This is a genomic window from Streptomyces sp. NBC_01431 (assembly GCF_036231355.1).
Lineage (GTDB): Bacteria > Actinomycetota > Actinomycetes > Streptomycetales > Streptomycetaceae > Streptomyces.
Window position 1 is genome coordinate 3,787,129 of record NZ_CP109496.1, and the last position, 19,157, is coordinate 3,806,285.

Below are 19,157 nucleotides of genomic sequence, written 5' to 3' on the forward strand. Positions count from 1 at the left end.
CCCGGCATATGTGAACGGCGTACGAAACACCAAGATCGGCGCGTGATCCGCCCGGCTTCGGCAGGCCGGGGGCCGTAGGGGGCGGGTCGGGTGCGGGGCGCGTGGGACGGCTCGGTAACCTAAGCCCGCTGACACACCCTTAGCTGGCCCTTAGGTATGCGGCCGGCTGACCCGTAGCCCGTCCGAAGCAGTCCGTCTCGTACGTCCAAGGAGTTGCCGCCGCCGTGAGCCGCAGCCTTCGACGCGGCGCCCTCGCCGCTTCTGCCATCGCGTTCTCGCTCCTCTCCCTCTCCGCCTGCGCGGCGGGCAACAAAGCCCAGACGCTCGGGGTGAAGGCCGACAACGCCTACGTCACCGTCGGCGACATCAAGGTCCAGAACGCGACGGTCGTCACCCAGCCGAAGGCCGACGCCGAGGGCCCGGCCGTCGTCACGGCGACGCTGTTCAACAACGGCGCCGACCCGCAGACCCTCGACTCCGTCCAGGTCGGCGCCACCGCCGTGAAGCTCTCCCCCGCCAAGGGCTCGGGAGCGGTCACCATCGCGGGGCACAGCTCCATCATGCTCGGCGGCAAGGACAACGCCTCCGCCGTCATCGCCAACGGCCGCGAGGCCGCCAAGAACGGTGACGCCCAGAAGGTCACCTTCCAGTTCAGCAAGACCGGCGCGGTGAGCGTGGACGCCTTCGTGGTCCCCGCCACCAGCTACTTCGCGGGCGTCGGCCCCAGCGAGCTCCCGAAGCCCAAGGAGACCCCCTCGGGCCTGCCGACCGGCTCCGCCTCGGGCTCCCCGACCGGCTCCGCCTCGCCGAACACCCCGGCCGCCGGCTCCAGCGGCAAGCCCGCGGGCTCCGGCTCGCCGTCGCACACGGCCACCGGCCACTGAGGTACGCGAACGCGAAAGGAGGGCGGCCCCGGATCACTTCCGGGGCCGCCCTCCCGCGGTTTACGGAGCCGGTGCCGGTATGGCCTACGGCTCGAACTTGTAGCCGAGGCCGCGGACCGTCACCAGGTAGCGCGGCGCGCCCGGGTCCGGTTCGATCTTGGCGCGCAGGCGCTTGACGTGGACGTCCAGAGTCTTGGTGTCGCCGACGTAGTCCGCGCCCCACACCCGGTCGATGAGCTGCATACGGGTCAGTACGCGGCCCGCGTTGCGCAGCAGCATCTCCAGGAGGTCGAACTCCTTCAGCGGGAGGTCGACCTTGCCGCCGGAGACGGTGACCACGTGGCGGTCGACGTCCATGCGGACCGGACCCGCCTCCAGGGCGGCCGGGGTGACCTCCTCCGGCTCGCCGCGGCGGCGCAGCACGGCGCGGATGCGGGCGACCAGCTCGCGCGAGGAGAACGGCTTGGTGACGTAGTCGTCGGCTCCTATTTCCAGCCCGACGACCTTGTCGATCTCGCTGTCCTTGGCGGTCACCATGATGACGGGCACGTTGGAGCGGCCGCGCAGCTGACGGCAGACCTCGGTGCCGGGCAGGCCGGGCAGCATCAGGTCGAGCAGGACCAGGTCGGCGCCGTTGCGCTCGAACTCGTCCAGGCCGTCGGGCCCGGTGGCCGCCACGGCGACCTCGAAGCCCTCCTTGCGGAGCATGTAGGACAGGGCGTCGCTGAAGGATTCCTCATCCTCGACGACGAGCACTCGGGTCACGGAAGGACCTCCGGGGCAGGAACTATGGCTGGTGATTGAGGCACAGCGGAACTGAAGGTCTCGTACGGGATGTCGTCGTCCTCGTCGGCCGTGACCGGGCCGCGCCCGGCAGAGGCGCGGTCGCGGACGGCGCCGGCTTCCGGCAGCCGCAGGGTGAAGGTGGAGCCCTGTCCCTCGGAGCTCCACACCGTGACCTCCCCGCCATGCGAGGCGGCCACGTGCTTGACGATGGCCAGGCCCAGGCCCGTGCCGCCGGTGGCACGCGAGCGGGCCGGGTCCACCCGGTAGAAGCGCTCGAAGACGCGCTCCCGGTCCTTCTCGGAGATGCCGATGCCCTGGTCGGTCACGGCTATCTCGATGAGGTCCCCGCCGGGTGCGGCGATGCGCCGCCCGGCGATGCCGACCCGGGTCCGGGCCGGCGAGTAGTTCACGGCGTTCTCGACCAGGTTGCCGAGGGCCGCGGCGAGCTGGCCGCGGTTGCCCCAGACGTACAGGTCGGCGGTGCCGCCGGCGGCCATGGTGATCTGCTTGGTGGACGCGGCGTGCCGGGAGCGGTCGATGGCCTCGGCGACGAGTTCGTCCACGCGGACCGGCTCGGCGTCCTCCAGCGGGTCGTCGTTCTGCACCCGGGAGAGGTCGATGAGCTCCTGGACCAGGTTGGTGAGCCGGGTCGCCTCGATCTGCATGCGGCCCGCGAAGCGGGTGACCGCCTCCGGGTCGTCCGAGGCGTCCATGACGGCCTCGGAGAGCAGGGAGAGGGCGCCGGTCGGGGTCTTGAGCTCATGGCTGACGTTGGCCACGAAGTCGCGCCGTACGGCCTCGATGCGGCGGGCCTCGGTGAGGTCCTCCACCAGGAGCAGCACGAGGCGGGAGCCGAGCGGGGCGACCCGGGCCGAGACCGCGAGGGCCTCGCCCCGGCCGGTGCCGCGCCGCGGCAGATCCAGCTCGGCCTGGCGTATCTCGCCGTCCCGGCGGGTGGCGCGAGCCATGTGCATCATCGGCTCGACGGCCAGTTTGCCGCCCCTGACCAGGCCGAGCGCGTACGCCGCGGAGCTGGCCTTGACCACCGAGTCGCTCTCGTCGAGGACGACCGCGGAGGAGCGCAGTACGGAAAGGACCGTGTCCACGCCCGGGGGCAGTACGGCGTCGTTGTGCAGGGACGTCCGGGTGGGGCGCGCCTGGTCGCGCTCGCTCCAGCGGAACGCCAGCATGGCGATCACGCCGGTGCACACCCCGGCGATCGCTGCCAATGCGGCGACCGCCGCGTTCACGTCCATGCGTCCAGGTTATGCGGCGCCGCTGACACTCTCCCAGCCAAACGGGTGGCCGCTCGAACGTTCGTCGCCCAGAGTTCACCGAGGTGACGGGGACGGTTCACTTCCTATGGCCGAATCGGACGCGTAACGGACCGAACGTGGGAGCGTGGGGGTCCGAGCCCCCCGGACGGCCCCGGACCCCCGGTTCGCAGTGAGCCTGGTTCGTATGTGAGGAGAGGGACACCCATGCGGGACGCGTACCACGAGGAACTTGACTCGATCGGCGAGGGCCTGGTCGAAATGGCCCGCCTTGTCGGGTCGGCGATCGGGCGCGCCACCACGGCCATGCTCGACGCCGATCTCAAGCTCGCCGAGACCGTGATCGCGGGCGACCAGAAGGTCGACGACCTCCAGCACGACCTGGAGGCGCGGGCCATAGCACTGCTGGCCCGCCAGCAGCCGGTCGCCACGGATCTGCGCATCGTCGTGACCTCCCTGCGCATGAGCGCCGACCTGGAGCGCTCCGGCGACCTCGCCCAGCACGTGGCCAAGCTGACCCGGCTGCGCTACCCGGAGCGGGCCGTGCCGCACGACCTGCACGCCACCATCCTGGAGATGGGCCAGCTGGCCCAGCGCCTGATGGCGAAGGCCGCCGAGGTCATCATCACCAAGGACGTCGACCTGGCCCTCCAACTGGAGCAGGACGACGACGAGATGGACCTGCTGCACCGCACGCTGTTCCAGCACCTGATGGACGACCGCTGGAAGCACGGCATCGAGACGGCGGTCGACGTGACGCTGCTCGGCCGTTACTACGAGCGGTTCGCCGACCACGCGGTGTCGGTCGCCAAGCGCGTCGTCTACCTGGTGACCGGCGAGCACGCGGACGAGCTCCAGCCACCCACCCAGAGCGACGGCGCCTGACCCGCCCCGCCGGCACGGGCCGGGCCGGGGCAGGGCCCCAACAGGCTTGCGCGCGTGCGCTGTTGATGCGCCGCCTCCAGTGGGCATGCAATGGGCGAAGGCTCCTTGCGTCTGCCTACCCCGGGAGGGACCCATGGCCGATTCGCCCAGGAACGACCCGCAGCAGGAAGCATCCGTGCCGCCGGCCGAGGTGCTCCGGCTGCCGCTGATCGGCGCGTGCGGCTGCGGCTCGGGCTGCGGCTGCGGCTGCCAGTCGGGCGCGCCGTGCCAGTGCGGCGGCTGACCGGACCGACAGTGCCGTACGGGAACGCGACCGGCGTCGCCGTACAGGCATGAAGGGGCCCCGTCCGATCAAGGACGGGGCCCCTTCGCGGACCGGCACCCCGGGTCAGTTCACGGTGACGGTGACCGTCGGCGAGTAGACGTTGTCGTACTTGATCCGCAGCTCCTGCTTGCCCTTGTCATTGAGCTTGGCGTTCAGGGTGTAGGCGCTGCCCTTCTTGACCAGGGTGCTGGCCTGCAGGGTCGTCCAGTTGCTGCCCGTCTTGTGCTGGAGCACCAGCGTGCTGCCTATGGGCATGCCCTTGGTGCGGCCCGCGAACACCACCTTGCCGCCCGCATTCACCGTGGTCGGCGACACCTTCACGGTGATGGAGGCGCTCGGCTTCGACGCCGAGACGGACGGACTGGGCTTGGGGCTGGTCGCGGCGGAGGCGAAGGTGCCGGCGGCTCCGGCGGTCAGCAGGGCGGCGGACAGGGCACCGGCCGCGAACGTGCGGATGCAGCGGCTGCGCAGGGTGGCTTTCACTTGGAACTCCCGTCTTGGCGGACTCCCCCGGATGAAACGCAGTTCACCATTTCAGGCGAAATGCGCCTTTCGAGGCTATCCGCACCAAGAAGGGTCGGCGACCGGAGCGTACCGAGTGGGTAACGGAGCGTAAACCAAAGCCCCCTGTCGGGCGGAAATCCGCGGGACAGGGGGCTTCGGCGTGACGGGGAGCTACCGGGCTACTTCTTCTTGCCCTGGTTCTTCACGGCCTCGATCGCGGCGGCGGCCGCGTCCGGGTCCAGGTAGGTGCCGCCCGGCTTGACCGGCTTGAAGTCGGCGTCGAGCTCGTACACGAGCGGGATGCCGGTCGGGATGTTCAGGCCCGCGATGTCGGCGTCGGAGATGCCGTCGAGGTGCTTGACCAGCGCGCGCAGCGAGTTGCCGTGCGCGGCGACCACGACGGTGCGGCCCGCGAGCAGGTCCGGGACGATGCCGTCGTACCAGTACGGCAGCATGCGGACGACGACGTCCTTGAGGCACTCGGTCCGCGGGCGCAGCTCCGGCGGGATCGTGGCGTAACGGGCGTCATCGCTCTGCGAGAACTCCGTGCCGTCCTCAAGCGCGGGCGGCGGGGTGTCGTACGAGCGGCGCCACAGCATGAACTGCTCCTCGCCGAACTCGGCGAGCGTCTGCGCCTTGTCCTTGCCCTGGAGCGCGCCGTAGTGGCGCTCGTTCAAGCGCCAGCTGCGGTGCACCGGGATCCAGTGGCGGTCCGCCGACTCCAGCGCGAGCTGGGCGGTGCGGATGGCGCGCTTCTGGAGGGAGGTGTGCAGCACGTCGGGGAGCAGGCCGGCGTCCTTGAGCAGCTCACCGCCGCGCGCCGCCTCCTTCTCACCCTTCGCGGTGAGGTTGACGTCCACCCACCCGGTGAACAGGTTCTTCTCGTTCCACTCGCTCTCGCCGTGGCGGAGCAGGATCAGCTTGTACGGTGCGTCGGCCATGCGCCCGAGCCTAATCGACGTTTCGGCGCCCACGCGCGCGTGGGGACCTGGGCCCCGGGCCGTCTCGATTGACGGACGCCGTCAATTCGGTGGCCCCCGGGACAGGCCCACTTGTAACGTGCGGACATCGCTAGCACCACTTACACGAGCCTGCCCGCCGGAACCGTGTCCGGGCCGGCCGCACTCCCGGGGGAAGCCACATGTCCGTCGCCAGTCTCAGGCGCGCCGCACGAGAATCCGTTTCCGGTCTGCCGCGGGAGTTCTGGTGGCTGTGGACCAGCACCCTGATCAACCGGCTCGGGGCCTTCGTCGCCACGTTCATGGCGCTCTACCTCACCCTGGACCGGGGCTATTCGGCGTCGTACGCGGGGCTCGTGGCCTCGCTGCACGGGCTCGGCGGAGTCGTCTCGTCCATCGGCGCGGGCATCATGACCGACCGGCTCGGCCGCCGGCCCACCCTGGTCATCGCCCAGACCTCGACGGCCCTGTCCGTCGCGCTGCTCGGCTTCATGACCGATCCGGCGGCGATCGCGGGCGTCGCCTTCCTCGTCGGCATGGCCAGCAACGCCTCCCGGCCCGCCGTGCAGGCGATGATGGCGGACATCGTGAAGCCCGAGGACCGCGTCCGCGCGTTCTCCCTCAACTACTGGGCGATCAACCTCGGTTTCGCCGTCTCCTCGATGACGGCGGGCTTCATCGCCCAGTACAGCTATCTGGCGGGCTTCCTGGGCGAAGCAACGCTGACGCTGGTCTGCGCGATCGTGGTCTTCCTCAAGCTCCCCGAGTCCCGGCCGCGACAGACCGCGGTGGAGAAGGCCGCCGAGCCGCACATCGGCATCACCACGGTGCTGCGCGACGGCCGCTTCATGGGCGTGGTCGGCCTGTCCTTCCTCATCTCCCTTATTTTCCAGCAGGGTTACGTGGGCCTGCCGGTCGCGATGGGCACCGACGGCTTCTCCAGCGCCGACTTCGGCCTGGCGATCGCGGTCAACGGCATCCTCATCGTGGCCGTCCAGATCCCGGTCACCCGCTACCTCCAGCACCGCGACCCGCGCCGCCTGCTGATCGTCTCGGCGCTGCTCGCGGGCTACGGCTTCGGCCTGACGGCGTTCGCGGGGTCGGTCGCGGTGTACGCCCTGACGATCTGTGTCTGGACCCTGGCGGAAATCGTCAACGCCCCTACCCAGACCGGCCTGGTGGTCCGCCTCTCGCCCGTCCACGGCCGCGGCCGCTACCAGGGCGTCTACACGATGTCCTGGTCGGTGGCGGCGCTGATCGCACCGCTGATGTCCGGTTACGTCATCGACCACTACGGGCCGGACTGGCTCTGGAGCATGTGCGCGGTGCTGGGAACGGCGACGGCGGTGGGGTACTGGGCGCTGATGCGGGGGCTGCCGGCGGAGGGGGCGGAGGCGGGCGCCGGGGCCCGCCCCGGTGCCGGTCTCGACCGGCGCGCTGTACGGCGCACGCCCGTCGATCCTCACCGGGCCGCCCAGGGCCGAACGGTTCCACCAGCGGGTCGCTCCGTTCCGCAGGAGGAGGCGGACACGTCGCGCCGTCAGATGTAAGAGATCAAATGGCGCGTGACGGATTATCAATGCAGGTGGCCGAAGACGGAATGATCGCCACCGGCCAACTTCCTTTTTGTGCAATGGTTTCCTGTCGGTTAAGTCACAGGTGCACACAGGGGTCCGTGAGTTGACCGCCACGAGGCTTCCCGGGCAATCTGGACGAGCCGGCGAAGAAGCCGGGAACCCGGGTGAGCCCGGGTTCTGTGCGCTGGTCCCGCCTACGTGCCCTTGAGCGCTGTGCATCTGTTCCGGTCCGATCCAACAATCCGCTGGAAGCCACGGAACGCAAAGGGAGACTTTCTTCCCGTCGTCTGCACGAAGGAGGTTGCATGTAAGCACTTTCAGACACCATCGCCGAACGGCGGGGCAACCCACCGTCTCGGCCGGGACAACGTCCTTGATCGCCTGGCGGTGCTCGGAACATCGACACCACGGGGCGAAGGACCGACATCCCGACGCTCATTCGGAGTCGCCCGCGGGCTCTGGCCGCAAGCCGAAACCCGCAGGCCGAACCCCTACCAGGTCAAGCCGCTACGGCTTCACCTGAGCGAGGTACCTGGTCCGACCGACCAGTCAACCGAATGACCGGATCAAAACCGGGCGACACAAGGCCGTCCGGCTGGTGCTGAAAGGGACGACGTGGGCGCGCTACTCGATTACATCGTCAATATCCTGGTCAACGGAGTTCACCCGGTGCTGATCGGCCTGGATTCCGTGCGGTGGGTTAGGGAGGGTTGGAAACTCTTCTTCTCCACCAAGAACAGCAAGGGTGCCACCGAATCCCCCGAGGAGAAACCGGCCTCGGTGAACCCGGAAGCGGAGCAAATGGAGAGGGTGACCACGGTTGCCGTCACCGACACTCCGGGCGAAGAGGGGGACGACGTGAGGATCGTGATCACGTTGTCGCGGGGTCGTGGCAGGAAGAACACCTAGACCTTCGTGCTGAAACACGGCGATTGATCACGGTGTAGCTCGTCCTGTCAGTGCCCCGGGGGACAGAAAGGCCCGGATGCTCGCCGCACCCACCGGCGAACACCCGGGCCTCCTGCTTGCCACCGTTTCAAGGCCCGGGCAGCCTACGGGCTCAGCCCTCCGCGTTCCGGGTCAGGTGGGCGAACGCGTCGAGGTTCCGCGTCGACTCCCCCCGCGACACCCGCCACGCGTACTCCCGCCGGATCGCCGAGGCGAACCCCAACTCCAGCAGGGTGTTGAAGGAACCGTCCGCCTCCTCCAACACGACTCCGAGCAGCCGGTCGATCTCCTTCGCCGAGACGGAGGACAGCGGAAGGCGCCCCGCGAGGTACACGTCTCCGAGCCGGTCGACCGCGTAACTCACCCCGTACAGACGGAGGTTGCGCTCAAGGAGCCAGCGGTGCACGACCGGTTCGTTCTCGTCGGGGTGGCGCACGACGAAGGCGTTCACCGACAGGGAGTGGCGGCCGACCCGCAGCGAGCAGGTGGTGGAGAGCTTGCGCGTGCCCGGCAGGGTCACGACATACGTTCCGGGCTCCGGGGACTCCCAGGAGAGCTCCGCGTCCTTGAGGGCCTCTTCGATGACCTGCCGCACGTCAGCCATGCCGCGAGCCTACGCGAACCACCCTCGCACGAGCCCCCGCAGCGGCGCCGAAGCCCCGGCCCGGGACGGACAGGGACGGGCGGCTCACCCGTGCCGGGCCCGCACCCTGCGCCGGTGGTCCTGCATGGCCGCCGTGTACACGTCCGCCGTCGCCGACGCCGCCGTCCCCCAGCCGAAGGACTGCGCGTGCCGCGCGGCCGCGTCGCCCATGCGCTGCACCAGCGCGGGGTCCTGGACGAAGCGGCGCAGCGCCGTCGCGTAGTCCTTCGGGTCGTGGCCCTGCACCAGGAAGCCCGTCGATCCGTCCCGAACCGCGACCGGAAGCCCGCCGACCGATGCCGCGACCACCGGGGTTCCGGCCGCCTGCGCCTCGATGGCGACAAGACCGAACGATTCGCTGTACGACGGCATGACCAGCACGGACGCCGCCCGGAACCAGTCCGCCAGGCAGTCCTGCCCGACGGGGGGTTTGAACCGTACGACGTCACTGATGCCGAGCCGGGCCGCCAGCTTCTGGAGTCCCTCCGGCTTCGCCAGGCCGCTGCCGCTCGGGCCGCCCACGATCGGCACGATCATCCGCGAGCGCAGCGAAGGGTCCCGCTCCAGCAGGTCCGCCGCCGCGCGCAGCAGTATGTCGGGGGCCTTCAGCGGCTGGATGCGGCCCGCGAAGACGGGGATGAACGCGTCCCGGGGCAGCCCGAGCCGGGCCCGCGCCGCCGTCCTTCCGTCCGCCGGGCGGAACCGGTCCAGGTTCACCCCGGGGTGGACGACGGCGACCTTGCCGGGGTCGGCTTCGTAGAAGCGGACGAGTTCGTCGGCCTCCTCGGCGGTGTTCGCGATGAGCCGGTCCGCCGCGTTCACGATCTGCGTCTCGCCGATGACGCGCGCGGCGGGCTCGGGGGTGTCGCCCTCGGCGAGCGCCGCGTTCTTGACCTTGGCCATGGTGTGCATGGCGTGGACGAGCGGCACGCCCCAGCGCTCGGCGGCGAGCCAGCCGACGTGGCCGGAGAGCCAGTAGTGGGAGTGGACCAGGTCGTAGTGGCCGGGCCGGTGCCCCGCCCACGCCTGCATCACCCCGTGCGTGAAAGCGCACAGCTGGGCCGGCAGTTCCTCCTTCGCGAGGCCCTCGTACGGACCCGCGTCGATGTGCCGCACCAGTACGCCGGGCGACATCTCCACCGTCGGCGCGAGCCCGCCGGTGGTGGCCCGCGTGAAGATCTCGACCTCGATGTTGATCGCGGCGAGCCGCTTGGCGAGCTCGACGATGTACACGTTCATGCCGCCCGCGTCGCCCGTCCCCGGCTGGTGCAGCGGGGAGGTGTGCACGCTGAGCATGGCCACCCGGCGCGGTTTGCGGTGGCCGCCGGGAAGCCGGAGCCTGGGCGGCCCCGCCAGGGTGCCGGCGAACCGGGACACGTACTGGCTCACGTCGAGGTCCTCCTCGGCTCGGGGCACTGCCTGAACCCGGAACGGGTCTGCCCCTGCGGACGCCCCCTCCGGAGACGGGCATGCCGACACGCCCCTCCACAGCCCCGAACACCGGAATTCGACCTTTCATTTCCACTTTGCCAAAAAGTTGCCGGACACGGTCGCCCCGGAACCGGCGCCCGGCACCCCGCCGAAGCGGGGCGGCGCCCTCCGCCTGCGCCCGGAGCCGCCGCCGCCCCGCCTACCCTCGTCGTATGGCTCCACCCGCCCCACCCGCGAAGCGCCCCGTCGGCACCGTCACCCGCGGCACCACCAACCCGAACCGGCTGCGCCGCATGGACCGCTGGATCGCCGACGCGCACGGGGCCGCGCTGCGCCGCTCGGACGCCCCCGTCGCCGTCGACCTCGGATACGGCGCCGCTCCCTGGACCGCGGTGGAACTGCTCCAGCGGCTGCGCGCCGCGGCCCCGGCCGTCTCGGTGGTCGGCATCGAGATCGAGCCGGCCCGGGTCGCCGCCGCCAAGCCGTACGAGCGCGAGGGCCTCACCTTCCGGCACGGCGGCTTCGAGGTGCCGCTGGCCGAGCCGCCGATGCTGATCCGCGCGGCGAACGTACTGCGCCAGTACGACGAGGCCGAGGTGGCCGCCGTCTGGGCCCGGCTGTGTGCGCGGCTCGCGCCCGGCGGGCTGCTCGTGGAGGGCACCTGCGACGAGATCGGCCGCCGCCACGTGTGGGTCGCCCTCGACCGCTCCGGGCCGCGCACGGTGACCTTCGCGACCCGGCTCGGCTCCCTGGAACGCCCCTCCGACCTCGCCGAACGTCTGCCCAAGGCGCTGATCCACCGCAACGTCCCGGGCGAGGCGGTGCACGCCTTCCTGCGCGATTTCGACCGGGCGTGGGCGGCGGCGGCCCCGTATGCCTCGCTCGGCGCACGGCAGCGGTGGATCAAGGCGGTACGTGAGCTGTCGGCCGACTGGCCGCTCGCGGACGGCGTACGACGCTGGCGGCAGGGCGAGGTCACGGTCAACTGGGCGGCGCTGGCGCCCAGTTGAGGCCGCCAACGGCGCTGACCCACGGGTTCGCGGACCGGGTGCCGGATGCCTTGTGGGTGAACTCCGGTCCCCTGGGGAACGCGCGGCGCACGATGTTCGTCCCACACAGGGGGATGTGACCCGTCAGGTGCCGTGTGCCCCTGTCGTTTTGACGGAGGCCGTGGCAGCATCGCCGCATCGGCAGGATGTTACTGACGGTAAATCACATTCGAATGATCCGGTGTGGGGCCGGGGTTGGCCGGAGGGGGAGTTTTCAGTGCCGAAGAAGCGCCGTTTGGCGGCCGCGATCACCTTGGTGTGCGCGTTGACCGTGTTGGCCGCGCCGGGCACGGCGTTCGCCGACCCCGCGCCCACGCCGTCGACCGGGACGCCGGGGCTGCCGGGACAGCCTCGGACGCTTGACGAGGTCGGCAAGCAGATAGACGAGCTGTACCGGCAGGCGGCCGTGGCAACCGACGCGTACAACCTCGCCGAGGAGCAGACCAAGGAGCAGTCCGCGCAGATCGTGCGGCTGGCCCAGCAGATCGTGCAGGGCCAGGAGAAGATCAAGCGTCTGAAGGACCGGGCGGGCGCCACCGCGCGGATGCAGTACCGCAACGGCGGCCTGCCACCCGGCGCGCAGTTGCTGCTCAGCGGCGACCCCGACTCCTTCCTCGACGGCGCGAACCGGCTTCGCCAGGGCCAGCAGGCGGCCCAGGGGCTGCTGGCCGAACTGAACAGGACCCAGGCCGACTTGGCGGCGTACAGCAAGGACGCCACCGCCCAGTGGAAGAACCTGGAGGCCAACCGGGTCAAGAAGGAAGCCGCGAAGAAGGACATAACCGAGAAGATCGCGGCGGCCGAGAAGATCCAGTCCCAGCTCAAGGAGCAGGAGCGCCAGCGCCTGGCCGAGCTGGAGCAGAAGAGGGAGTTCGACTCGCAGACGGCCTGGCTGAGCACGGGCGTCCTGAAGGACATCAGCAGCAGCGCGAGCGAGCAGGGCAAGAAGGCCGTGAAGTTCGCCACCGACCAGATCGGCAAGGCATACGTCTGGGGCGCCGCGGGCCCGGACACCTTCGACTGCTCGGGACTGACCTCCCAGGCCTGGCTCGCCGCGGGCCACCCGATCCCGCGCACCTCGCAGGAGCAGTGGGCGCAGCTGCCGCACGTCGCCATCAAGGACATGCGCCCCGGCGACCTGATCATCTACTTCGCCGACGCCACTCACGTGGGGATGTACATCGGCGACGGAGCGATCGTGCACTCGCCGCGTCCGGGCCGGACCGTGACGATCACCGGCGCCGGTTCCATGCCGATACTCGGCGTCGTCCGGCCGGACAACTAGGCGAACAGCCAGGCGGGCACGGCAAGCGGGACAAAGCGGGCCGGATGGGTAAGCCGGGCGCGTAATGAGGGCACCTGCGCCGCGTACGGCCGGGCATCGCGGGGGCGACCGATCGGGCAGGGAGCAACTTCCTGAGGCCTGGACAAATCGGGCATGCGGCATATGCCAACCGCCTTGTGCCCGATCAGCCGCCGTACGCCATTCCGCCGCGCCCGCGGATGACGCTAGGGTCCCGGCTGGTGGGGTGCCGACCGGCGCTCCCCCGCCCTCGGGGGGAGGGAAGGAAACCGGAACCGACGATGCCAGCATCCCAGCACGTACCCGTACCGCACCAGCGAGCCGCCCCGGAGGCCGCCGTGAGCAACTCCGGCGCCGGCGCGCTCAACCTGCTGGTGATCGAGGACGACCCGGCGGGCACCGTCAGCGTGCACGAGCTCCTCGACGCGGCGGGCGCCCGGGGCCGGATCCGTACCGCCCGCAACCTCACCGAGGCCGAGCGGCTGCTCACCGACGACGTCCACTGCATACTCCTGGACCTCGCGCTGCCCGGCGGCGACCCCGACGACGAGCTCGCCGCCCTGCGCCACCTGCTCCGGCTCGCCCCGCGCCACGCCGTGCTGGCCCTCACCCCGTCCACGCACGCGGAGCGGGCGGCCGAGGCGGTCCGGGTCGGCGCGCAGGACTACCTCTTCCGCGACGAGCTGGACGCCAGGCTGCTCAGCCGCGCCATCCGGTACGCGGTGGAGCGCAAGCGCGCGGACACCGCCCAGTACAAGCTGGCCGAGTCACGGCTGCGCGCGCAGGAGAACGCCCGCCTGGAGCGCGGGCTGCTGCCGACCCCGCTGCTCGAGGGCTCGGACCTGCGGTTCGCCGCCCGCTACCGCCCCGGCCGCTCCCGGGCGCTGCTCGGCGGGGACTTCTACGACACGGTGCGCACACCCGACGGAACCGTCCACGCGATGATCGGCGACGTGTGCGGACACGGCCCCGACGAGGCGGCCCTGGGCGTCGAACTCCGCATCGCCTGGCGGGCGTTGACGCTGGCGGGCCTGTGCGGCGACGAGCTGCTCTCCACCCTGCAAGAGGTCCTGGAGCACGAACGCGACAGCGACGAGATCTTCGCGACACTCTGCACCGTCGACATCTCCCCCGACGGCCGCGGCGCCGGCCTGTGCCTGGCCGGCCACCCCGCTCCGCTGATCGCCCGCAGCGGCCGCGCCTTTCTGCTCCCGTACGAGGACAGCGGCCCGGCGCTCGGATTGCTGCCCCGCGCACGCTGGCCGCGCCGGCAGGTCGAACTCGGCCGCGAATGGGGTCTGTTGATGTACACCGACGGCCTGATCGAGGGCCGCACCGGCGAGGGCAACCAGCGGCTCGGGCAGGACGGCATGCTGGACATGATCAACGGCCAGCTGGCGTCCGGACTGCGTGGCGAGTCACTGCTTGAGGCCGCGGTGACGCGGGCCCGCGAGCTCAACGGCGGCGAGCTGACGGACGACGTGGCGGTGGTCCTGCTGGAGCGCAAGCGGCGCTGAGGCTCCCGGCCGCACGGAGCGCGGCCGGAAGCAGGACGCCTCGGCGCGGGGAAGCCGCCTCGGCGCCGGAGGGCTCGGCTACCGGCCGCCGTTGTACGGCCCGTACGGACCGTCGCTGCTGGAGCCGCCGGGGCGGCCGCCCCGGCCCCCGCCGGACACCTGCCGCAGCGCGGGCCGCACGTCGACCATGAACACGATCGAGGCGACGAGCCCGGCGAGCTGAAGGATCAGCACCGGCACGAACAGGTTCACCACGACCGTGAGGCCGAGGACGACCAGCCAGAAGGGCTTGGTCTTCTTGTCGGCCGCGCGGTACGCGTCCTCGCGGGCCAGGACGGCGAAGATCAGCGCCACCACGGCGATGACGAGCAGCCCGAGATAGAGCACCGAAGTGAGCAGGCTGAATCCCGTGAGCAACATGTCGTGCACCGCCTAATGAGTGGGAGAGCGCCTCGCGGCCAAGGTACTAGGAGAACGGAGCGGACACCCGAAAGGTGCCCGCCCCGCGAACCGGCCTGTGCGGCTGGGTAAGGAACCTGAAAGACGGCTACTCGGCGGCCTTGGCGGCGGGCTTCTTCGCCGGGGCCTTGCGCGCCGTGGCCTTCTTGGCCGCGGGCTTGTCCGCACCACCGTCGGAGGCGGCACCGTAACCGGCGTCGGCCTTGGCGGAGTCGTCGCTCGCGGAGTCCTTCGCGGGCTCGGCCTTGGGCTCGACGGCCTCGCTGATCTCGAAGATCTCCTCGGCGGCCTCACCGCGCCACTGCTTGACGACCTCCTGGCCGTGCTCGGCGACGGTGTCGTAGCCCTCGCGCGCCTTCACGGCGTACTCGGCGAGCACGCCGACGCCCCGCAGGGCCAGGTCCTGGGCGTTCTCACCGAGCTTCTTCAGGTCGCCGTCGAGGGCTCCGAGGAACTCGTTGGCCCGGGTGGTGACGGCGCTCTGGACCTCCTTGACCCGCGCGGCGGCCTTCTCCTGCACGGCCTTGGGGTCGGTGCGGCGCACGGCCTCGATGCGCTCGGGGGCCTCGGTCTGGATCTTCTCGATCAGCGCCGGAACCTTCTTGGCCTGCTGCGCGGCGATGTCCGCCGTGCCCGCGACGAAGTAGAGGGGGGTGGGGTCGGTGAGGGTCTTGCGCAGGTCATCGGTGATGGCCATGACTGTCCTCCCGGATCAGTGCTCAGTTGCTCGCTTGAGGGTGGTCGGCATCGCTGCCGTCGGCCGTGCCGGGCGCGTCGGCATCACTGCCGTCGACCGGGCCGGGCGTGTCGGCGTCGAGTCCGTTCTCCTTGCGGAAGGACTCGTAGATCTGCAGCAGTACCTGCTTCTGACGCTCGCTGAGCGAGGGGTCGGCGAGAATGACACTCCGCGTTCCCGCCGCCTCGGGCGACCGTTCGTCGAGAATCCCGGCCTGCACGTACAGCGTCTCGGCGGAGATCCGCAGCGCCTTCGCGAGCTGCTGCAGAATGTCCGCGCTCGGCTTGCGCAGCCCGCGCTCGATCTGACTCAGATACGGATTGGACACCCCGGCGGCATCGGCAAGCTGCCGCAGCGACAGCTGCGCATTGCGCCGCTGCTCGCGCAGGTACTCGCCGAGATTGCCGACGTTGAGCGATGCCATGTTCCGATGGTGCACCCATCGCGCTAACTATTGCAAGCACATGCTTGCAATAGTGTTCGCCGCCACAGGTCCAGATGGCGCAATGCTGTGCGTCCTGCTGTCCGTTCCCCGGATATCTGCGGTTTCCCGCCGAGTCTGCGATGTGAAGTGAACGGGTCCCGGACGACCTGCGCAGCGAGCTGCCCTACCGGCCCGCGCAGAGAATCGGACCGGACCCAAGGGGCCGCGGCGGTGCCGTACTGTCCCGTGAAGCCGTAGCGAGCTACTGGTGCCGGCGCTCTCGCGCTTAGCGGTCAGGATGGCTGGACTTGGTCGAAGTGAGCGAGGGCTTCGGCGGGGTCCGGGCTCACGAGGCGTTCCAGACCGGCCGTCGTGATCTTCGCCCACCTGCCGGCCCGTGCCCACATCTGTTCCTCGAAGGCGCGGACGGCCTTGTCCAGATCTTCAGGGCCGGTAGCGATGAATTCGGCGAGTTCGGCACCATCCAGCATCGCGAGGTTCGCGCCCGCCCCCAGCGGGGGCATCAGATGGGCGGCGTCGCCCAGGAGCGTCACCCCGCGGACGTGGGTCCAGCTGTGGGACACGGGCAAGACGTAGAAGGGGCGGGAGACGAAAGCGGTGCCATGGCGGAGCAGGTTGAGGACGGGAGCGGCCCAGCCGTCGAACAGAGCCAGCAGACTCGATCGCACGGCCGCGACGTCGGTCAGGTCCAGGTTTGTGTGCCAGTCCAGCGGCGCGCGGAACTTGGTGTACACCTTGACGTGGCCGCCGCTGTTGCGCTGGGCGACGAGGCTTCGGTTCACTCCGTACGCAGCCACGGAACCGTCGCCGATCAACCGGGCGAGGTCAGGGTGGCGGGTGTCGACGTCGTCGAGGGAGGTCTCGACTGAGGTGACGCCGGTGTAGTGCGGCGTCACCGGCGAGACTGCCGGGCGGGTCCGGGACCAGGCGCCGTCCGCGCCGACCACGAGGTCGAACGTTTCCTGTCGCCCGTCCGCGAAATGGACCAGTACGCCGTCCCGGGTCCCCGGCACCACCTGCGTCACGCCCCGTCCCCACTGGACGTCGAGAGGGCCGAGCAGCAGGTCACGGAGTTGCCCGCGGTCGATCTCGGGATTGGCCCGGTCATCTGGACGGGGTCGCCAGTCGCGCAGGACGGCCCCGGCCGTGTCCAGGATGCGCATGGCCTGGCCCTCGGGACGGGACAGCGCCTGGAACTCCGCCAGCAGCCCCGCCTTGTCCAGCGCGAGCTGGCCCAGCCCTTCGTGCAGGTCCAGCGTGCCGCCCGGGGGTCGGGCGTCGGGGGCGGGATCGCGTTCGAGGATGGTGACGGGGTGGCCATGACGGTGCAGGACACGGGCGAAGGTGAGGCCGGCAGGACCGCTCCCGACCACGGCGATGCGATGTCTCATGTCGATACACTGTATTTTCTCAGTACGCTGCATCGCAACAGTACGATGTGCCCATGACTGTCTGGGACCGGCCGGAGCCGCCGATTCGCCCCGTGCCGCTCGACCGGGAGCGGATCGTGGCCGCCGCCATCGCGCTGGCCGACGAGGGCGGGTTGGAGGCGGTGTCGTTGCGCAAGGTCGCCGCCCGGCTGAACGCGGGCCCGATGCGGCTGTACGGATACATCTCCACCAAGGAGGAGCTGTTCGACCTCATGGTGGACGAGGTCCAGGCCGAGATTCTCCCCGAGGAGCAGCCCGGTGACTGGCGGGAGGCGCTGCTCGTCCTCGCCCACCGCACCAGGCAGGCAGCTCTCCGTCACGAATGGCTGGCCGACCTGCTCGGCCGCCGCCCGGCCCTGGGCCCGAACGGCCTCGCCGTGACCGAGGCCACGCTGGCCGCCCTCGACGGCCTCACCGACATCGACACCGTCATGCGAGCCGTGGAGACTGTCAGCGCCTACTTCACCGGCGCGATCAGGCGCGAGATCACGAACCTGCGGGCCGAGCGCGCCACGGGCCTGTCCAAGTACGACTGGCAGCGCGCCCACGGCCCGCACGTGACGAGAATGCTGGCCACGGGCCGCTTCCCGGCACTGGCCAAGGCCGTGTACGACGGCACGGACGTGGACGCCGAGACATCCTTCGCGACCGGCTTGGACTGGGTCCTCGACGCTGTGGCCGCCAAACTCACCCGGCCGTCGACGTGACGCTCAGCTCCTGCTGAATGTGAGCGAGGCCGGGGTCGGTGTCCACGGGCCGTGCGGGACTTGCGCCGCTACCACTTCATAACCCTGCCCAGCGGCAGGGGATCGCGCCGGACTGTGTAATCGCCTGGACGAGGGGTTTGGTCCCATTCAAGCTGCCCGGTCCCTGCCGGTCTGCAAAGTGGCATAGATGGGGCTGGGTGTGCTGGAGGGGACGAAGCCGTCACAAGTGGACGGCTTCGAGGTCGGCTGGCGAGACGACCAGGGTGAACATCGGCTGCCGTTGGCGGATGCGGTCTGGGTGCCGTTCGAGGCCGGGCGGCCGGTCCGCGACTTCCCGTCGTATCGCGGGCAGCGGCATTTCCCTGGGTCGTATTGGTCGTCGCCGACTGCTGGGCACGTGGGGTTTGAGTCCTGGCTGGAGCGGGATCACGCGATGCTGCTCGACTTCACGCCGCAGGTGATGGGGCTGCTGTCGCAGCCGTTGTGGCTGTTCTGGGAGGACGAGCGGGGCAAGCGGGTCTCGCACGCTCCGGACTACTTCGCTCGGTTCAAGGACGGGCGGGGGCTGGTGGTGGACTGCCGGCCCCTGGACCGGATCGACGCACGGTCAGCGGCCAAGTTCGCGGCGACACGGGCGGCTTGTGAGGCGGCATTTGCCGCTCAGTCGTGGTCGATGATCAGTCGTGGTCGATGAGGGACATCCCGGATGCCAGAGCGCGGGCGGCGTCGGCGTAGTACTGCTCGTCGGCGCCAGGGGCGAGACCGAGGGGGACGCCCTGGCTGAGGCCGACGAACAGCGCTCTGAGCGCGGTGGTCAGGCGTTGAGCCTGTTGCGACGTCACGACGCCTGCGTTGTGCCGCCTTCCGGTGAACAGCGCGATCAGATGGTTCTCCTGCGCCCGGACGGACGTGGCGAGCTGGGCCCCCAGATCGGGGTCGTGCAGCGCCATGTCCAGCAAGGTGATCTGGAGCGACAGGCGGGACAGCGCGTCCGGGGCGTCACAACCGCGCCGGCAGAACCGGGCAAACGCGTCGACCGCTTCCAGCAGGTCGAGCCCGGCGTGAACCGCCTGCTCGATCTCCTCGTAGTACGGCCGCAGGTAGTCGGCGACCAGCGCGACCACCAGGCCGTTCTTGCTCCCGAACAGGGAGTAGACGGCCCCGGTTGTCAGGCCCGCGCGCTCGGCGATCTCATCCAGCTTGGCCCGGTATCCGTCCCTGGAAACGACCTGGAAGGCAGCGTCCAGCAAGGCCCGGCGGTTGCGTTCCTTGGCCTCCGCTCTCGTCATTCTCAT

General features: G+C 70.4%; 21 protein-coding genes. 10 read left to right on the forward strand and 11 right to left on the reverse strand.

Features of this window, described 5'->3' with window-relative positions; genetic code table 11:
- The first annotated feature begins 224 nt into the window (after window positions 1-224).
- Complete coding sequence (locus tag OG522_RS17390) at window positions 225-884, forward strand: DUF461 domain-containing protein (RefSeq protein WP_329463890.1); 660 nt, start codon at window positions 225-227, stop codon at window positions 882-884.
- 84 nt (window positions 885-968) lie between these two features.
- Here the strand turns inward: OG522_RS17390 and OG522_RS17395 are convergent, their stop codons facing one another.
- Window positions 969-1,649, reverse strand: a complete 681-nt coding sequence (locus OG522_RS17395) for a response regulator transcription factor (protein ID WP_017242433.1) — start codon at window positions 1,647-1,649, stop codon at window positions 969-971.
- Window positions 1,646-2,926 (reverse strand): sensor histidine kinase, encoded by a 1,281-nt coding sequence (locus tag OG522_RS17400; RefSeq protein WP_329463891.1) that lies wholly within the window; start codon window positions 2,924-2,926, stop codon window positions 1,646-1,648. The genes OG522_RS17395 and OG522_RS17400 overlap by 4 nt, the downstream gene beginning before the upstream one ends.
- 225 nt (window positions 2,927-3,151) lie before the next feature.
- Here OG522_RS17400 and phoU point away from each other — a divergent pair, with 225 nt between their 5' ends.
- Both phoU and OG522_RS17410 read left to right on the forward strand, forming a co-directional pair.
- Complete coding sequence (gene phoU, locus OG522_RS17405; RefSeq protein WP_329463892.1) at window positions 3,152-3,829, forward strand: phosphate signaling complex protein PhoU; 678 nt, start codon at window positions 3,152-3,154, stop codon at window positions 3,827-3,829.
- Between the two features lie 133 nt (window positions 3,830-3,962).
- Window positions 3,963-4,112: a hypothetical protein gene (locus OG522_RS17410; RefSeq protein ID WP_329463893.1), complete on the forward strand. Its 150-nt coding sequence runs from the start codon at window positions 3,963-3,965 to the stop codon at window positions 4,110-4,112.
- 105 nt (window positions 4,113-4,217) lie between these two features.
- On the opposite strand, the gene OG522_RS17415 is transcribed toward OG522_RS17410, so the two are convergent.
- Window positions 4,218-4,637 (reverse strand): hypothetical protein, encoded by a 420-nt coding sequence (locus OG522_RS17415; protein WP_329463894.1) that lies wholly within the window; start codon window positions 4,635-4,637, stop codon window positions 4,218-4,220.
- 200 nt (window positions 4,638-4,837) lie between these two features.
- Complete coding sequence (locus OG522_RS17420) at window positions 4,838-5,599, reverse strand: phosphoglyceromutase (RefSeq protein ID WP_329463895.1); 762 nt, start codon at window positions 5,597-5,599, stop codon at window positions 4,838-4,840.
- Between the two features lie 200 nt (window positions 5,600-5,799).
- Here OG522_RS17420 and OG522_RS17425 point away from each other — a divergent pair, with 200 nt between their 5' ends.
- Window positions 5,800-7,167 carry an MDR family MFS transporter gene (locus OG522_RS17425; protein WP_329463896.1) on the forward strand — a complete coding sequence of 456 codons (1,368 nt, stop codon included), beginning with the start codon at window positions 5,800-5,802 and terminating at the stop codon, window positions 7,165-7,167.
- Between the two features lie 642 nt (window positions 7,168-7,809).
- Complete coding sequence (locus OG522_RS17430; RefSeq protein WP_329463897.1) at window positions 7,810-8,103, forward strand: hypothetical protein; 294 nt, start codon at window positions 7,810-7,812, stop codon at window positions 8,101-8,103.
- A 151-nt stretch (window positions 8,104-8,254) separates the two neighbouring features.
- Here OG522_RS17430 and OG522_RS17435 read toward each other — a convergent pair whose 3' ends face one another.
- The gene (locus OG522_RS17435; RefSeq protein WP_329463898.1) at window positions 8,255-8,746 is read right to left on the reverse strand and encodes a YbjN domain-containing protein; all 492 of its coding nucleotides are present in this window, start codon (window positions 8,744-8,746) and stop codon (window positions 8,255-8,257) included.
- 84 nt (window positions 8,747-8,830) lie between these two features.
- Entirely contained in the window at window positions 8,831-10,174 is a 1,344-nt protein-coding gene (gene mshA, locus OG522_RS17440; protein ID WP_329463899.1) for a D-inositol-3-phosphate glycosyltransferase, read from the reverse strand.
- Between the two features lie 254 nt (window positions 10,175-10,428).
- On the opposite strand from mshA, the gene OG522_RS17445 reads away from it, so the two are divergent.
- The 3 genes from OG522_RS17445 to OG522_RS17455 all read left to right on the forward strand — a co-directional run bounded on the left by OG522_RS17445 (window position 10,429) and on the right by OG522_RS17455 (window position 14,085).
- Window positions 10,429-11,226, forward strand: a complete 798-nt coding sequence (locus OG522_RS17445) for a class I SAM-dependent methyltransferase (protein ID WP_329463900.1) — start codon at window positions 10,429-10,431, stop codon at window positions 11,224-11,226.
- Window positions 11,227-11,482: 256 nt separating this feature from the next.
- Complete coding sequence (locus tag OG522_RS17450) at window positions 11,483-12,550, forward strand: C40 family peptidase (protein ID WP_329463901.1); 1,068 nt, start codon at window positions 11,483-11,485, stop codon at window positions 12,548-12,550.
- A gap of 299 nt (window positions 12,551-12,849) precedes the next feature.
- A complete protein-coding gene (locus OG522_RS17455) occupies window positions 12,850-14,085 on the forward strand; it encodes a PP2C family protein-serine/threonine phosphatase (protein ID WP_329463902.1) in 1,236 nt (411 codons plus the stop codon).
- A 78-nt stretch (window positions 14,086-14,163) separates the two neighbouring features.
- On the opposite strand, the gene OG522_RS17460 is transcribed toward OG522_RS17455, so the two are convergent.
- From OG522_RS17460 to OG522_RS17475, 4 genes are all read right to left on the reverse strand, one after another.
- The gene (locus OG522_RS17460; protein WP_329463903.1) at window positions 14,164-14,505 is read right to left on the reverse strand and encodes a DUF2516 family protein; all 342 of its coding nucleotides are present in this window, start codon (window positions 14,503-14,505) and stop codon (window positions 14,164-14,166) included.
- Between the two features lie 127 nt (window positions 14,506-14,632).
- Window positions 14,633-15,241: a hypothetical protein gene (locus OG522_RS17465; protein WP_329463904.1), complete on the reverse strand. Its 609-nt coding sequence runs from the start codon at window positions 15,239-15,241 to the stop codon at window positions 14,633-14,635.
- Between the two features lie 22 nt (window positions 15,242-15,263).
- Window positions 15,264-15,704, reverse strand: a complete 441-nt coding sequence (locus OG522_RS17470; RefSeq protein WP_329463905.1) for a helix-turn-helix domain-containing protein — start codon at window positions 15,702-15,704, stop codon at window positions 15,264-15,266.
- A 293-nt stretch (window positions 15,705-15,997) separates the two neighbouring features.
- Window positions 15,998-17,116: an FAD-dependent oxidoreductase gene (locus OG522_RS17475; RefSeq protein WP_329463906.1), complete on the reverse strand. Its 1,119-nt coding sequence runs from the start codon at window positions 17,114-17,116 to the stop codon at window positions 15,998-16,000.
- Window positions 17,117-17,169: 53 nt separating this feature from the next.
- Between OG522_RS17475 and OG522_RS17480 the strand changes: the two genes are divergently transcribed.
- Window positions 17,170-17,862: a TetR/AcrR family transcriptional regulator gene (locus OG522_RS17480; protein ID WP_329463907.1), complete on the forward strand. Its 693-nt coding sequence runs from the start codon at window positions 17,170-17,172 to the stop codon at window positions 17,860-17,862.
- Between the two features lie 187 nt (window positions 17,863-18,049).
- Window positions 18,050-18,556: a TnsA-like heteromeric transposase endonuclease subunit gene (locus OG522_RS17485; RefSeq protein ID WP_329463908.1), complete on the forward strand. Its 507-nt coding sequence runs from the start codon at window positions 18,050-18,052 to the stop codon at window positions 18,554-18,556.
- Here OG522_RS17485 and OG522_RS17490 read toward each other — a convergent pair.
- Window positions 18,540-19,151 carry a TetR/AcrR family transcriptional regulator gene (locus tag OG522_RS17490; RefSeq protein WP_329467633.1) on the reverse strand — a complete coding sequence of 204 codons (612 nt, stop codon included), beginning with the start codon at window positions 19,149-19,151 and terminating at the stop codon, window positions 18,540-18,542. The two genes, OG522_RS17485 and OG522_RS17490, sit on opposite strands and share 17 nt — an antisense overlap.
- Window positions 19,152-19,157: the final 6 nt, after the last annotated feature.

What these genes read in the sequence shown, in the direction of transcription:
- OG522_RS17400 (WP_329463891.1), bottom strand. Translation starts at nt 2,926, where the DNA reads ATGGACGTGAACGCGGCGGTCGCCGCATTGGCAGCGATCGCCGGGGTG.
- phoU (WP_329463892.1), top strand. Translation starts at nt 3,152, where the DNA reads ATGCGGGACGCGTACCACGAGGAACTTGACTCGATCGGCGAGGGCCTG.
- OG522_RS17410 (WP_329463893.1), top strand. Translation starts at nt 3,963, where the DNA reads ATGGCCGATTCGCCCAGGAACGACCCGCAGCAGGAAGCATCCGTGCCG.
- OG522_RS17420 (WP_329463895.1), bottom strand. Translation starts at nt 5,599, where the DNA reads ATGGCCGACGCACCGTACAAGCTGATCCTGCTCCGCCACGGCGAGAGC.
- OG522_RS17425 (WP_329463896.1), top strand. Translation starts at nt 5,800, where the DNA reads ATGTCCGTCGCCAGTCTCAGGCGCGCCGCACGAGAATCCGTTTCCGGT.
- OG522_RS17435 (WP_329463898.1), bottom strand. Translation starts at nt 8,746, where the DNA reads ATGGCTGACGTGCGGCAGGTCATCGAAGAGGCCCTCAAGGACGCGGAG.
- OG522_RS17445 (WP_329463900.1), top strand. Translation starts at nt 10,429, where the DNA reads ATGGCTCCACCCGCCCCACCCGCGAAGCGCCCCGTCGGCACCGTCACC.
- OG522_RS17455 (WP_329463902.1), top strand. Translation starts at nt 12,850, where the DNA reads ATGCCAGCATCCCAGCACGTACCCGTACCGCACCAGCGAGCCGCCCCG.
- OG522_RS17460 (WP_329463903.1), bottom strand. Translation starts at nt 14,505, where the DNA reads ATGTTGCTCACGGGATTCAGCCTGCTCACTTCGGTGCTCTATCTCGGG.
- OG522_RS17465 (WP_329463904.1), bottom strand. Translation starts at nt 15,241, where the DNA reads ATGGCCATCACCGATGACCTGCGCAAGACCCTCACCGACCCCACCCCC.
- OG522_RS17470 (WP_329463905.1), bottom strand. Translation starts at nt 15,704, where the DNA reads ATGGCATCGCTCAACGTCGGCAATCTCGGCGAGTACCTGCGCGAGCAG.
- OG522_RS17475 (WP_329463906.1), bottom strand. Translation starts at nt 17,116, where the DNA reads ATGAGACATCGCATCGCCGTGGTCGGGAGCGGTCCTGCCGGCCTCACC.
- OG522_RS17480 (WP_329463907.1), top strand. Translation starts at nt 17,170, where the DNA reads ATGACTGTCTGGGACCGGCCGGAGCCGCCGATTCGCCCCGTGCCGCTC.
- OG522_RS17485 (WP_329463908.1), top strand. Translation starts at nt 18,050, where the DNA reads ATGGGGCTGGGTGTGCTGGAGGGGACGAAGCCGTCACAAGTGGACGGC.
- OG522_RS17490 (WP_329467633.1), bottom strand. Translation starts at nt 19,151, where the DNA reads ATGACGAGAGCGGAGGCCAAGGAACGCAACCGCCGGGCCTTGCTGGAC.